We start from the raw sequence: 13,796 nt of genomic DNA on the forward strand, positions 1-13,796 counted from the left end.
GAGGTCGTTTTTCTTGTTGTGGACCAGCACGAAGCTGGATGAGGTAGCGTCGACTATGGGCTTGTGGTGGTTTGTCGGACAAGGTTATCTTCTGCCAAATTGCAGGTCATTTCTGGCCATGTGCGCTGCAGCGAGACTCTCACGATGAAGCAGGCCATTACTCCTACCGCCGAGCTGGTGCCGGTCGCCTATGCCGAGGTGCTGCTGGGCCTGGCCGAGGAGCGCGGTATCCGCCGCGAGCAACTGCTGCAGCGGGCCGGCGTGCGTGCGCAGGTGCTGGGTACGCCCAATGGCCGTCTGTCATTTCTCGATTTCAATCAGTTGGCCTTTGCCGCATTGGCGCTGACCGCCGATGAGGGGCTGGGACTGGCCATGGGCCAGCGCCTGAATGTGTCGACCCACGGCATCCTCGGCTATGCGGTACTGTCCAGTGCGAGCTTCGGCCAGGCCCTGCAGTTCGCGCTCAAGTACTACCGTGTGCTGGGGCTGGCCTTCGATCTGGAGCTGCTGGAGGGCGATAGCCATCTGCTGCTGCGGGCCAGTGAGAACCTGCCGCTGGGACCGCTGTCGCGCTTTGCCGCCGAAGGCCTGTTCGGCAGCCTGCACACCATCGCCGGTTTTCTGCTGGGTGAGCCGCCTGCGGATTTCGCTCTGGGCTTTGCCTATCCGGCGCCACCCTATGCCGAGCGTTACCGCCAGCAGTTCGGTGTGACCCCGCAGTTCGACCAGCCCCAGCACTGGCTGAGTATTCCCCGGCATTACCTGATACGGCCCATGGCGCTGGCCAACCCGGCCACGGTGCAGATGTGCGAGCAGCAGTGCGAGGCGCTGCTGGCCACGCTGGACGTGCAGGAAGGCCTGCTGCCAAGGCTGCGCCGCCTCCTGCTGGCGCGCCCCGGCGAGTTCCCCGATCTGGACAGCGTGGCGCGTGCCCTGCACACCAGTGGGCGCAGCCTGCGCCGGCACCTGGCCAGTCAGGGCACCAGCTACCAGCAGGTGCTCGACGAGGTGCGCAAACGCCTTGCTCTGCAGTACCTCAGCACCACCCACCTGCCGCTGCAGGAGATCGCCTGCCTGCTGGGCTTCAACGATGCCTCCAACTTCCGCCGCGCCTTCCGCAAATGGACGGGGCGGCTGCCCAGCGATTATCGTGGCGACCTTTGCCCGCCCGATTCGTCTGTGGAGACCGCCCCATGAGCCAGCCGGCCCTGATCCGTGAAACTTTCCCCGTCGGCCCCCTGCAGTGCAACTGCACCATCATCGGCGACCCGGTTACCAAGAAGGCCATCGTGGTCGATCCGGGCGGCGATCATGAACATATCCTCGCGCGCCTCGATGCCCTGGGGCTCAAGGTGGTCAGCATCATCCACACCCATGCGCACCTGGATCACTTCCTCGCCTCCGGGCAGATGAAGGAGAAGACCGGCGCCAGTCTGCACCTGCACAAGGATGACCAGTTCCTCTGGGACAATCTGGAAATGCAGTGCCGTCTGTTCGGTGTGCCTTACACGCCGGTGCCCAGCCCTGACCAGTGGCTGGCCGATGACGAGGCGCTGTCCTGTGGCTGCGGTGTGGCGCTGCATACGCCGGGGCACACGCCGGGCTCCATGAGTTTCTGGTTTCCCCAGGCCAAGCTGCTGATAGCCGGTGACACCCTGTTCAAACGCGGTATCGGCCGTACCGATCTGTGGGGTGGCGACTATCCGACCATCGAGCGTTCGATTCGCCAGCGTCTCTATAAACTGGACGAGGAAGCCACCGTGGTGACCGGACATGGTCCGGATACCCTTCTGGGTGACGAGATGCGCGAGAACCCCTTCGTGCGTGCCTGATTCACGGAATCTCTGCGTGTTCTTGTGTTCCAATCTGCAGCCCGTCCGGGCCGTCGTTCATCGCTCAGGAGTTGCTCATGACCCCCCATCGTTTCGCCGCTGCTCTGCTGGCCGTCAGCCTGCTCAGTGGCTGTGCCTCGCAGAATCCTTATGACCAGTCCGCGCAGGGCGGCACTAACAAGACGGCCGTCTATGGTGGCCTAGGTGCGCTGGCAGGTGCGGCTGCCGGTGCTCTGATCAATCACGACAACCGTGGCAAGGGTGCGCTGATCGGTGCGGCCGTTGGTGCGGCCGCCGGTGGTGGTTACGGCTACTACGCCGACAAGCAGGAAGACGAGCTGCGCCGGCAGATGCAGGGCACCGGCGTGCAGGTGCAGCGTCAGGGCGACACCATCCAGTTGATCATGCCCGGCAACATCACCTTCGCTACTGATTCCGATGCCATTGCCGGCAGCTTCTACGCGCCGCTGAACAACCTGGCCAACTCCTTCCGCCAGTACAACCAGAACAGCATCGAGATCGTCGGTCACACCGACAACACCGGCAGCCACAGCTACAATATGAACCTGTCGCAGCGCCGCGCGCAGAGTGTGGCCAGCTACCTGATCGCTCAGGGCGTGGATGGCTCGCGCCTTTCCACCCGTGGTGCCGGTCCGGATCAGCCGATTGCCAGCAACGCCACTCCCGATGGCCGCGCGCAGAACCGCCGGGTGGAAGTCACCCTGCGTCCGCTGCCGGGTGCCCAGCAGCAGGCGCCGCAGTCCGGTCAGTACCAGCAGTACTGAGTCCGGTCTGGCAAGAAAAAGCCCCGCATTGCGGGGCTTTTTCGTTCTGAGCAGATCAGTGTGAGCCGATGGGCTCCGGGGCCGGCTCTGCCCGGTGCGGCCTGGCCAGCAGGCTGTACACACAGGGCAGCACGAACAGCGTGAACAGGGTGCCTACGGTCATGCCGGCGGCGATGACGATGCCGATATCGAAGCGGCTCTCGGCACCGGCGCCGCTGGCGAGGATCAGCGGCACCATGCCGAAGACCATCGCAGCCGTGGTCATCAGCACTGGCCGCAGGCGGATCGATGCGGCTTCTTCCACCGCCTCGCGCACCGACAGCCCCTTCTCACGCTGCAGCTGGTTGGCAAACTCGACGATCAGAATGCCGTGCTTGCTGATCAGTCCGATCAGCGTCACCAGACCGACCTGGGTGTAGATGTTCAGCGTCGATACACCGAGGAAGATCGGCAGCAGCGCACCACAGATCGACAGCGGCACGGTGACCAGAATCACCAGCGGATCGCGGAAGCTTTCGAACTGCGCCGCCAGCACCAGGAAGATGATGGCCAGTGCCAGACCGAAGGTCAGCAGCAGGGCATTGCCTTCCTGAACGTACTGCCGCGAAGCCCCCGCGTAATCGAAGGCATAGCCGCGTGGCGCCTGGGCCTTTGCGATGGCTTCTACCGTTGTCACGGCATCGCCCATGCTGACGATGGGGAAGCCTTCGATGATCGCCGAATTGAGCTGCTGGAACTGTTTCAGGCGGGTCGGTCGTGCACGGTCGCTGATGGTGATCAGGGTCGCCAGCGGCACCATTTCCCCGCGCTCGTTCTTCACGTGGTACTTGTTCAGCCAGCGCGGATTGTCGCGGTAGGCGCGCTCGACCTGGGCAATCACCTTGTAGCTGCGGCCGTCGATGGTGAAACGGTTGATTTCGCCCTCGCCGAGCAGAATGGCCAGGGTGCTGCCCAGGTCCTGCATCGAGACGCCCATCTGCGCGGCCTTCTCGCGGTCGATCTCGACCACCACTTCCGGTTTGTCGAAGGCCAGGTCGACGTTGAGGAAGGCAAACTTGCCGGATGCCATGGCTTCCTGCTTGACCCGCTCGGCCACCTGCAGCAGCGATTCATAGTCGTTGGGCGTGTTGATCACGAACTGGAACGGCAGGCCTTCACCGGTGCCCGGCAGCGCCGGCAGGTTGAAACCGAAGATCTGCAGACCGGGGATCTGGTTGAGTTTGCCTTGCACTTCCTGCAGCAGCTCCATCTGCGTCCGCTCACGCTCATCCCAGGGCTTGAGCAGGAAGCCGCCAATGCCGGCCTGCACGCCGTCGAAGCCGTTGATCTGGAACGACGAGTAGTACTCGGGGAAGCTGCGGAAGATTTCCTCGAAGGCCTTGGTGTAGGCGTTCAGGTAGTCGAGGTTGCTGGTCTGCGGCGCATTGGAAATCAGGAACACGATACCCTGGTCTTCCTCCGGCGCCAGTTCGCTCTTGCTGAACTTGAGCAGGGCCGGGATCAGCGCCATGACGATCAGGGCGAACACCACCACCACCGGACGGGTGTTGAGGGTGCCGTGCAGGGCAGCCTGGTAGCGGCGCTTGAGCCGGTCGAAAATCTGGTCGAGGCGATGGGCCAGGCCGCTGGGGTTCTCCTCATGGCGCAGCAGCTTGGCGCACATCATCGGCGACAGGGTCAGGGCGACGATGCCGGAGATGATCACCGCGCCGGCCAGGGTCAGGGCAAACTCCTTGAACAGTGCGCCGGTTAGGCCCTCAAGGAAGCCGATGGGGGCGTAGACCGCTGCCAGGGTGATGGTCATCGAAACCACCGGAATGGCAATTTCCCGTGCGCCTTCGATGGCGGCCTGGAACGGTGTCTTACCTTCCTCGATATGGCGGTGGATGTTTTCCACCACGACGATGGCATCGTCCACCACCAGGCCAATGGCAAGCACCATGGCCAGCAGCGTCAGCAGGTTGATCGAGTAACCCATCAACTGCATGAAGAACAGCACGCCGATCATCGACAGCGGGATGGTGATCACCGGGATCAGCACCGAGCGGAACGCGCCGAGGAACAGGAAGACCACCACGATGACGATCAGCACCGCCTCAGCGAGCGTCTTCACCACCTCGTCGATGGAGGCCTGGATAAAGCGGGTGGCGTCGTAGGCGATGGAGACTTTCAGGTTCGGGGGCAGCTGCGCCTCGATCTCCGGCAATGCGGCGCGTACATGCTTGATCACGTCCAGCGGGTTGGCGCTGGGGGTGCCCTTGATGGCGATGTACACCGAGGGAATGCCGCTGAAGGAGCTGATCGAATCGTAGTTTTCCGCGCCCATTTCGACGCGGGCGATGTCCCGCACCAGCACGCGGCGGTCGCCCTCGGTCTTCACCGGAATGGCGCCGAAGGCCTCCGGTGATTTCAGGTCGGTGCTGGCGTTGATGCTGGTGACCACGTACTGGCCCTTCACTTCGCCGGCGGCGGCGAGGAAGTTGTAGCGCTGCACGGCGCTGTGCAGTTCTGCAGCGGTAATGCCGTAAGCGGCCATCTTCACCGGGTCGAGCCACAGGCGCATGGCGAACACCTGATTGCCGAGGATCTGCGCCTCGGCAAGCCCCGGCAGGGTGGCCAGCTTGGGCTGGATGACCCGCGAGAGGTAGTCGGTGATCTGCGGGTTGGACAGCTCGTCGCTGTAGAAGCTGACGTACATCAGCGCCGTGGAGTCGGCCGCCTCCTTGGACAGTACCGGGTCTTCGGCGTCCTGCGGCAGCTGGTTCTTCACCTCGTTGGCCTTGGCCAGCAGCTCGGTGAACAGGCGGTTGGTGTCCGTGCCGATGCGCGCGTAGATGGAAATGACCGAGGCGTTCTGCTGGCTGACCGAAGTCATGTAGTCGATGCCTTCGGCGCTGGCCAGGCTCTGCTGCAGCGGCTGGGTGATGTAGCCCTGGATGGTCTCGGCGTTGGCCCCGGGGTAGGCGGTGGTCACCGTGATCAGGGCGTTTTCCATCTGCGGGTACTGGCGGATGGTCAGTTTGCTGAACGCCTGCATGCCGAGCAGGATGATCAGCAGGCTGACCACGCTGGCCAGCACCGGGCGGCGGATAAAGGGATCGGTAAAAGCCATGCTGGGGTCCTTGGCACCGCTTATTGGGCGACGCTGGCGTCCTGATTCAGGGTGAGGGCCGTGTCGGCGACGATCGCCACATGGGCGCCGTTATCCAGCTTGAGCTGGCCGGAGGTGACCACCTGCTCGCCGGCTTTGAGGCCGCTCTCGATGACCACCCGGCCGGCACGACGCTCGCCAGTCTTGACGAAGCGGCGCTCGACCACCAGATAGGGCTGGCCCTTGTCATCCAGCTGCGGCTTGCCGTCGTCACCCTGTTTGGGCACCACCACGTAGACGGAATTGCCATACAGGGTGAAGGTGATCGCGGTTTCCGCCACGGTCAGGGCTTCTGCCTGGCCCGGCAGCAGCACGGAAAGGTTGGCAAACATCCCCGGCAGCAGCTTGCCCTGCGGGTTGGGCAACTGGGCGCGGACCTGCAGGTTGCGTGTGCTGTCCTCGACCTTGGGGTTGAGGGCCACGATTTTGGCCATGAACTGTTCGCCCGGGTAGGCGGCCACACTGACCTCGACCTCCTGACCGACGGCCAGCTTGGGTGCGGCCTGCTCGGGCAGGTAGAAGTCGATGAACAGCTGCGACAGGTCCTGGAGGGTGGCTATCACGGTGCTGGTGCTGACGAAGTCGCCGACATCTACCTGACGGATGCCGATGGTGCCGCTGAACGGCGCATGCAGGCGCTTCTTGTCCAGACTGGCCTGCAGCTGGGAGACACTGGCCTCGGCCTTGAGCAGTTCGGCATTGAGGCGGTCGAACTCACTCTTGGAGATGGCCTGCTTGGCGGCCAGGTTCTTGCCGCGCTCGAACTCGACCCGCGCCAGGCTGCGAACCGCAATGGCGGTGTCCAGAATGGCGCGCTCGACGGCGCTGTCCAGTTGCAGCAGCGGCTGCCCGGCGCGGACCTGCTCGCCGGACTGGAACAGCAGTTCGCGCACGGTGCCATCGACCTCGGTGCTCAGGTCCACACCCTGGAAGGCTTTGAGCGTGCCGATAGCCGGCAGGCGGGCCTGCCACGGGCGCAGCTCGGCCGGAGCCGCCGACACATTGATGGCCGGTTGCGGTGCGGAGAACGTCTGCACCTGCTGGTAGATGGAGAAGCCTTTGTAGGCAGCGAGAGCGAGAACCACCAGCAGGGTGATCCCCAGCATGATGAACATGCGACGGCGCAACATGATCCGAATCCTTGGCAGGCAAAGGGAGGTGATTTGAAGCGGATCGGAAACGTTATGCCGACTTGTCGGGTAAGTCAAAAATCAGGGTTTTCAAGACATGTCCACAGGCGCCTTATGACGCCTGTGGACTCACCATCAGGCCTGCAGGCGGGCGCTGACCAACCCCAGTTGTTGCGACAGTTCCCCCAGTGCCTGACTGGCGGCATGAGTACGCTGCACATTGTCCTGGTTGCCGTGGGCAATGGCCGTGATCTCGGTGAGATTCTGCGAGATGTCTTCGGCCACGGAGGTCTGTTCTTCGGCGGCGGTAGCAATCTGCCGGTTCATATCGCGAATGGACTCAACGGCATCGGTAATCCGTTGCAGCATGGCCCCGGCTTCTGTCACTTGGGTCACGCCATCCTCGCTGCGCTGCTGCCCGCCCTCAATAGCGCGTACGGCGTTGAGGGCACCGTTCTGTACCGTGTCGATGATCTGGTGGATCTCGGCGGTCGATTCGGCGGTGCGGCGGGCCAGGGTGCGCACTTCGTCGGCCACCACGGCAAAACCACGCCCCGCGTCACCGGCCCGGGCCGCCTCGATGGCGGCGTTGAGGGCCAGAAGGTTGGTCTGCTCGGCGATACCGCGGATGACTTCCAGCACTTTTCCAATGCGACCGCTGTCTTCTTCCAGGCGGCGGATGACTTCTGTGGTGTTGCTGATCTCGCTGCGAATGGCGGTGATGGTTTCGATGGTGGCCTGCATGACCCTGCCACCCTGGCGTGCCGAGGCGTCTGCGGCATCAGCGGCGTGAGCGGCGTCGGCCGCATGCCGGGCCACTTCCTGAGCCGTGGCGGACATCTCCTGCATGGCGGTGGCCACCTGATCGGTACGGTCGAACTGTTCGCTGACGCCCTGGGTCATCAGGGTGGCGATGTTGTTCAGGTTACCGCTGGCGCTGTCCAGCTCACTCGTACCGTGATGCAGCTGCCGGCTGGCATCGGCAAGGAAGTCGCGCAGCAGGTTCGCCGAATCGGTCAGGCGGCCAATTTCATCCCGCCGTTGGTTATCCAGGCGCTGACCAATTCGGCCGTGGCTGAGCTGCTCCAGACGCTCAGTGAGTCGACTGATCGGCAGTAGCAAGCGGCTGTTGATTAATGCCAGTGCGCTGATGGCAATGATTACGGCAGTGAGGATCAGAATGCCAATACCCAGGCTAACGGTGCTGGATGCGCTGTCTGCCAGCTCCTGGCTCTCGGCGTCGGCACTCTTGTGCAGTTGCTCGACCAGCGCCAGCATCTGATCGCTGGTGGCGCGGTCGATGCCTTTGACGGCAGCATCGCCGGCCTTGCTGTCGCCGCCTGCGCTGACAACGGCTTCGCGCCCTTTGCGGTAGTCCTGCCCCATACGAGCATGTTCACGCTTGAGGCTTTCAACCTGCTGACGCAGCTGGGATTCCAGTGCCGGCAGTTTGAGGAGCTCATCCAGGGATTGCTGTACTTTGCTCTCCTGATTGATAAAGCCGCTCCAGTGCTTGTCCAGCGCGGCGGCATCCGCGCCGCGAAGCAGCACGTTTTTCCACTCCTGGACCTGCGTCTTGAACTCCACGTTGGCCTTGTCGACTAAACCGGCGGCTTTGATCTCGTGGGACATCAAGTGCTGGTAGGACTGGACATTGCTGGAGAGAAACTGAAAGCAGCTCAGGGCTATGAGCAGCAGCAGCAACAGACTGCCGCCGAGCAGAACCAGAGATTGAGTACGCAGGGACGTGTTCATCGAACAGCTCTCACTCAAATGACAGGGTCGTAGCAGTATAGGTCGGCTACGGCATCTGTAACTTGAGGCGTGAAGCGGTTCAGCCCATGCGCAAGTGGTTGTCCCAGAGTGCGGCAGGTAGCTGCAGGGGCGTGCTTTCGATGAATTCTTTATGACAGTCGATCAGTCGGCAGCGGGCCTGCCCTGAGGTGGCGACAAAACCCTGCGACACCGCGGCGACGCCCGCACAATCCGGCAGCGGCAGTTCCAGGCGCAGTTCGGCGCTGTCCAGGTCCCAGATCAGCAGGCGGTTGCCGCGTGGCGCGCTGGCGGCCAGCAGGCGCAGTTCGCTGTGGATGGCGACGCTGGCGGTGTACTGGCTCATCGCCTGCCACTGCTGCTGAGCCATGGGGAAGGGCTGCAGAGCCTGCCCGGGCCGTTTGATGGCGAGCAGGTCGCTGCGCTCACCGAGTTCACCTTCGTATTGCTGCGAGCTGACCACGGTGCCGTCGCTGGCCACGGCCAGATGGCGGATGCTGTTGAGCGGCTGGGACAGGCGGTCACGGCTGAGCAGCCGGCCCTGGCGGTCGAGCAGGACCAGGCTGGAGTCCATGGCATCGAGGTTCATTGCCTCGCGGCTGTCTGCCTCGGTGCGGATACCGCCGTTGGCTACCACCAGGGTTTCGCCATCTGGCATCCAGAGCAACTGGTGCGGGCCGATACCGTGGGTCGAGAGCTCATGGCTGCGCGCAAGGCGCCCCTGACTGACGCGGTAGACCCCGAGCACGCCGCGGCCCGGATCACGGGTGTCGTTTTCGGTGCTGTACAGCCAGTCGCCCGAGTGATGGAACACGGCGTGGCCATAGAAGTGCCGGTCAGCCGGCGAGTCCAGGGTCTGCATCAGGCTGCCGTCACGGGTGTCGATCAGGTAGCTCTGGGTGCCCGGGCGCCGGGCGACGAACAGGGCCAGTGAGAGGTAGGGGTGGGGCACTACATCATGGCAGCGCTGCGCCACTTCGGTGGCAAAGCGCCGGTTGCCATTCAGGTCATAACCCACCGCATAGTGCCGACCCTGGCTGTCATTGCGCGCCGACAGCAGTAGCGGCTGACCGTCACGACGGCCCAGCTGCCAGCCAGTCAGCAGGGCGCCGCCGAGCAGGCCGGCGCCGAGGCCGAGGAAGGTGCGGCGCTGCATATCAGTCTCCGTCGTGGGCGTTGAAGCCGAGCTGGATGTTTAGCGCCTTGGCCAACTGGCTGGCATGCAGTTGGTGCAGGCGGCTGAGGCTGTCATAGAAGGCATTCAGGCGCTCACGTCCGGCGGCATCCTTGAGCAGCGCATCCATCGGCTGGTCGAGGGCCTTGAGCTGGCTCTGGGTGTCCTGCCAGGCCTGATCGATCTGCTCGGCCAGCGGCTGTTGAGCGCTGGGCAGCAGCAGACGCAGACTGCCTTCGTCACTGCCCTGCCAGAGCGTCTGGGCGCTGCCGAGGCTGGCGCCGATCAGTGCCAGCGAGGCCTGACTACGCCAGGCCTCGGCCTGGTAAGGCTGCGGCTGGCCTTTGCTCTGCCGGCCGAGCGGGGTGCCCAGCTTCTTCTTCAGCAGTTCCAGGGCATTGACCTGGGTACGCAGCAGTTCGGCCACGGCCTCCTGGCCATCGGCAAAGCGGGCATTGGGGAACTGGCTGAGCTGGGCGAGCATGCCGTCTTTGGCCTGCCACTGCTCCAGCACACGTCCGGCCAGTTGCTGCTGATGGGCGGCGATGCCGGTCAGCAGGGGACAGTAGCGGGCTTTCTGCTCGGCCTGGGTGAGGTCGATGGCCTGATCGAAGAGTACGTATTCATAGGCGGTCAGGCCCTGAACCACCACGCTGGCCGAGTCCAGATCGCCCTGGGTCAGCTGCGGCTTGCTGGTGAGCAGCGCTTCGACCTGACGCTGAACGAGATTCTTCTTGTCCGGCCAGAACTGCACCTGCCAGGCCAGATTGCCTTCGCTCAACGGGCCCACAGCGACCGGCTGCAGGGCCGCCCAGTGCTGCTGCACGGTCAGCAGTTGCTGGCGGGCCTGTGCCAGATCGGCGGTGCCCTGGCAGAAGGCGCCGGCGCTCTGGTTCAGCTGTTGGTTGGCCTGCAGCCAGCTCTGATAGACCGGCAGCACCTGCTGCGTGGCCAGTTGCCGGCTGATGCTGGCCTGGCCTGGCGCCTGATTGCAGGCCGCTAGGGTCAGGCAGGAAAGGGCGAGCAGAGTCTTGCGCATGGGGGCTCCGTTAGAGGGAATTGAGGAAGGCCAGCAGGGCCTCGCGCTCATCGCGGCTGAAATGACTGACGGCATCGCGGGCAGCCTGGGCTTCGCCGCCATGCCAGAAAATGGCTTCGAGCAGATTACGCGCCCGGCCATCGTGAAGGAATTGGGTATGGCCGCTGACCTGCTGGGTCAGGCCAATGCCCCACAGTGGCGGGGTGCGCCACTCCTGGCCGCTGGCGAGAAACTCGGGGCGCTGGTCGGCAAGGCCGGGGCCCATGTCATGCAGCAGCAGATCGCTGTAGGGGCGAATGGTCTGGCTGGCCAGTTCGGGCTCCGCCGCGTCGGCGCGGGTGATGAACTTCGGGGTGTGGCAACTGGCGCAGCCGGCCTGATGGAACAGTGCCTTGCCCTTTAGCACCTGCGGCGCGTCGACCTGGCGGCGTTGCGGAACGGCCAGGTTGCGGCTGTAGAACAGCACGCTGGCGAGGATGTTGTCGCTGACCTCGGGGCTGCCGCCATTGGGCATCTGCTGGCAGGCGGCCTGTGCCGCCGTGCAGTCATCGGCGGGTAGCAGCGAGGTGGTCAGGCCCATGTCGCCGGCAAAGGCATGGGCGTTCTGCTGGTTCAGGGTGGGTTGCCCGGCCTTCCAGCCGAAGCGGCCGATCACGCTCTGCCCGCGGGCGTCATCCCACACCTGATTGGCGCGGCCGCTGATACCGTCGCCATTGCTGTCGTCGGGGTCGGCCAGTGCTAGCAGGTCGGCATCGGCAATGGCTTCGAGCAGGCCAAGGCCGATCATCGGCGGGGCGATGCGCAGGGAGAATTGCGTCTGTGGGTGCAGCGGACCATAGCCGAGGTCGCTGAGCTGCAGTTTTGGCTGACGCAACTCGACCTCGCTGCCGTCGGCCAGGGTGATTCGGTGCGTCTGCCACTCCAGGCGGATTTTGCCTTCCGGTGCGTGGCCGGGAATGGCCATGTCCTGCAGCTGACCGCCGTAGGTGGGTTCGGCGATCACGCCGTGGCGCTGCAGCTGGGCTTCCTGGCCTGGCCCGGCGGGAATTGACAGGCGCAGCAGCATGGAAACGGCGCTTGCAGCGTCGGCTGCCGGGGGGCGGCCGCGGCCATCCTTGATATGGCAGTTCTGGCAGGCGTTGGTGTTGAACAGCGGGCCGAGGCCGTCGCGGGCGGTGGTGGTCGAGGGCGCGATGACCCAGGGCGCGCGGAAGAAACTGTTGCCGACGCTGAAGTCCAGGCGGCGCACCGGGGGCAGGTTGGCCGAGGGCAGGGAGAAGGCATTGTGGTCGGCCTGGGCCACGCTGGCGTGGCCGCCGGACAGGGCTTCACCCGGCTCGGCTTGGCTGAAGTCGGTCTGTAGGGCATCGCAGCCGGCCAGCAGGGCGGCCACTAGCAGTGGTAGGAGACGAGGCGAAACAGGCATGACTAACACCGGGGGAAAACGAGGGCGTCAGGGTAACAGGTAGCGTCTGCTCAAATAAGAACAATTGCCATTCAGGTCGGTGGCATGACGTCGCACCCAGGTAAAAACAAACGGGATGCCGCAGGGCATCCCGTTTGTGTGGCGGCGGGTGAATCAGAACTGGTGGTCGGCGGTATCCGGCTTCAGTTCGTTGATGCCCAGCTTGGCCGAGGCCTGCTCGATCGCGGCGGTCTGCTTGACCAGTGCAGCAATGGCGTCACGCACGATCTGCTGGCCGGCGTTGTTGTCGGCGGCGATCAGCTGATCGAAGTGCTGGTCGTTGTTGGCGCTGTCCACCAGGGCCTGCAGCTTGCCTTCGGTCGCCTCCAGGTCTGCCTTAAGGGTGCTGTCGGTCTGGGCGTCGGCCTTGGCCACCAGGCTGGACAGGCTTGGGCCGGTCAGGGTGGTGCCGTCGACCTTCTGGTACTCGCCCAAGTAGACGTTACGAATGCCTTTGGCGTTGAAGAAGTGCGAGTTGTGGGTGTTGTCGCTGAAGCAGTCGTGCTCGTCTTCGGTGGAGTTGGCCTCCAGCGCAACCTTCATGCGCTCGCCGGCCAGCTCTCCCAGGGACAGGCTACCCATGCCGAACAGCATCTTGCGCAGTCCGCTGTCGGCCGGCTCGGCTTCCAGCTTGGCGCGGTAGTTGTCGGCCTTGCCGGCTTGCCACTGGCCGACCATGTACTCCAGGTCGCTGACCAGCAGGCTGGTGGCGGCTTTGAGGAACTCGGCGCGGCGCTCGCAGTTGCCGCCGGTGCAGGCTTCGCCCTGGGCAAAGTCTGTGGCCGGACGGTTGCCGGCGCCCGGGTTGGTGCCGTTGAGGTCCTGGCCCCAGAGGAGGAACTCGATGGCGTGGTAGCCGGTGGCGACGTTGGCTTCGGAGCCACCCAGTTCATTCAGGCTGGCCAGCAGTTCACCGTTGATGGTGCTCACGTCGATCTTGTCTTCGCCGACTTGCAGCTCGCGGTTGGCGATGATGTTGGCCTGCGCGCCCGGGTTGCCCAGCGCATGCTGGTAGTCCTTGGCCACGTAGTCGATCAGGCCTTCGTCCAGCGGCCAGGCGTTGAGCTGACCTTCCCAGTCGTCGACCACCGGGTTGCCGAAGCGGAACACTTCGCTCTGCATGTACGGCTTGCGCGCCGCCAGCCAGGCTTCGCGGGCCGCCTTGAGGGTGGCATCGTTCGGCTGGGCGAGCAGGGCGTCGACGGCCTTCTGCAGGTTCTGTGCGGTGCCCAGGGCGTCGCTGAACACGGCCAGGGCCAGATCGCCATAGTGCTTGACCACGGCCTGACCGGCGCTGGCATCCACCACGCTGCTGGCAGCCGGAGTAGTGGCTGCGGTGTTGGCCGGGGTCTTTTCTTCGCCGCAACCGGCGAGGGTGATGGCAACGGCGAGCAGGCTGGCTGCAGCCCAAGGCTTACGGAGCATGGTGATTCCTTCTGGTCTGGCG

The 13,796-nt window shown here is 64.3% G+C and carries 10 protein-coding genes; 3 read left to right on the forward strand and 7 right to left on the reverse strand.

Annotation, left to right across the window (positions count from 1 at the left end; genetic code table 11):
• Positions 1-144: 144 nt before the first annotated feature.
• From CK486_RS12110 to CK486_RS12120, 3 genes are all read left to right on the forward strand, one after another.
• A complete protein-coding gene (locus CK486_RS12110; protein WP_095940556.1) occupies positions 145-1,197 on the forward strand; it encodes an AraC family transcriptional regulator in 1,053 nt (350 codons plus the stop codon).
• Positions 1,194-1,832, forward strand: coding sequence for an MBL fold metallo-hydrolase (locus tag CK486_RS12115; RefSeq protein ID WP_095940557.1), 639 nt, complete (start codon positions 1,194-1,196; stop codon positions 1,830-1,832). Before CK486_RS12110 ends, CK486_RS12115 begins: the two co-directional genes overlap by 4 nt.
• Positions 1,833-1,909: 77 nt before the next feature.
• A complete protein-coding gene (locus tag CK486_RS12120; protein WP_095940558.1) occupies positions 1,910-2,617 on the forward strand; it encodes an OmpA family protein in 708 nt (235 codons plus the stop codon).
• A gap of 55 nt (positions 2,618-2,672) precedes the next feature.
• On the opposite strand, the gene CK486_RS12125 is transcribed toward CK486_RS12120, so the two are convergent.
• The 7 genes from CK486_RS12125 to CK486_RS12155 all read right to left on the reverse strand — a co-directional run bounded on the left by CK486_RS12125 (position 2,673) and on the right by CK486_RS12155 (position 13,774).
• Positions 2,673-5,729 (reverse strand): multidrug efflux RND transporter permease subunit, encoded by a 3,057-nt coding sequence (locus CK486_RS12125; RefSeq protein ID WP_095940559.1) that lies wholly within the window; start codon positions 5,727-5,729, stop codon positions 2,673-2,675.
• 20 nt (positions 5,730-5,749) lie between these two features.
• Positions 5,750-6,898 carry an efflux RND transporter periplasmic adaptor subunit gene (locus tag CK486_RS12130; RefSeq protein ID WP_095940560.1) on the reverse strand — a complete coding sequence of 383 codons (1,149 nt, stop codon included), beginning with the start codon at positions 6,896-6,898 and terminating at the stop codon, positions 5,750-5,752.
• Between the two features lie 135 nt (positions 6,899-7,033).
• Positions 7,034-8,653 (reverse strand): methyl-accepting chemotaxis protein, encoded by a 1,620-nt coding sequence (locus CK486_RS12135; RefSeq protein WP_095940561.1) that lies wholly within the window; start codon positions 8,651-8,653, stop codon positions 7,034-7,036.
• Positions 8,654-8,732: 79 nt separating this feature from the next.
• On the reverse strand, positions 8,733-9,827 hold the full coding sequence (locus tag CK486_RS12140; protein ID WP_095940562.1) for a DUF1513 domain-containing protein: 1,095 nt from the start codon (positions 9,825-9,827) through the stop codon (positions 8,733-8,735).
• A 1-nt stretch (position 9,828) separates the two neighbouring features.
• On the reverse strand, positions 9,829-10,884 hold the full coding sequence (locus CK486_RS12145) for an imelysin family protein (protein ID WP_095940563.1): 1,056 nt from the start codon (positions 10,882-10,884) through the stop codon (positions 9,829-9,831).
• 10 nt (positions 10,885-10,894) lie between these two features.
• Complete coding sequence (locus tag CK486_RS12150; RefSeq protein ID WP_095940564.1) at positions 10,895-12,310, reverse strand: di-heme oxidoredictase family protein; 1,416 nt, start codon at positions 12,308-12,310, stop codon at positions 10,895-10,897.
• 153 nt (positions 12,311-12,463) lie between these two features.
• Complete coding sequence (locus CK486_RS12155; protein ID WP_095940565.1) at positions 12,464-13,774, reverse strand: imelysin family protein; 1,311 nt, start codon at positions 13,772-13,774, stop codon at positions 12,464-12,466.
• Between the last annotated feature and the right edge of the window lie 22 nt (positions 13,775-13,796).

This window comes from Pseudomonas sp. HAR-UPW-AIA-41 (assembly GCF_002304225.1).
Taxonomy (GTDB): domain Bacteria; phylum Pseudomonadota; class Gammaproteobacteria; order Pseudomonadales; family Pseudomonadaceae; genus Aquipseudomonas.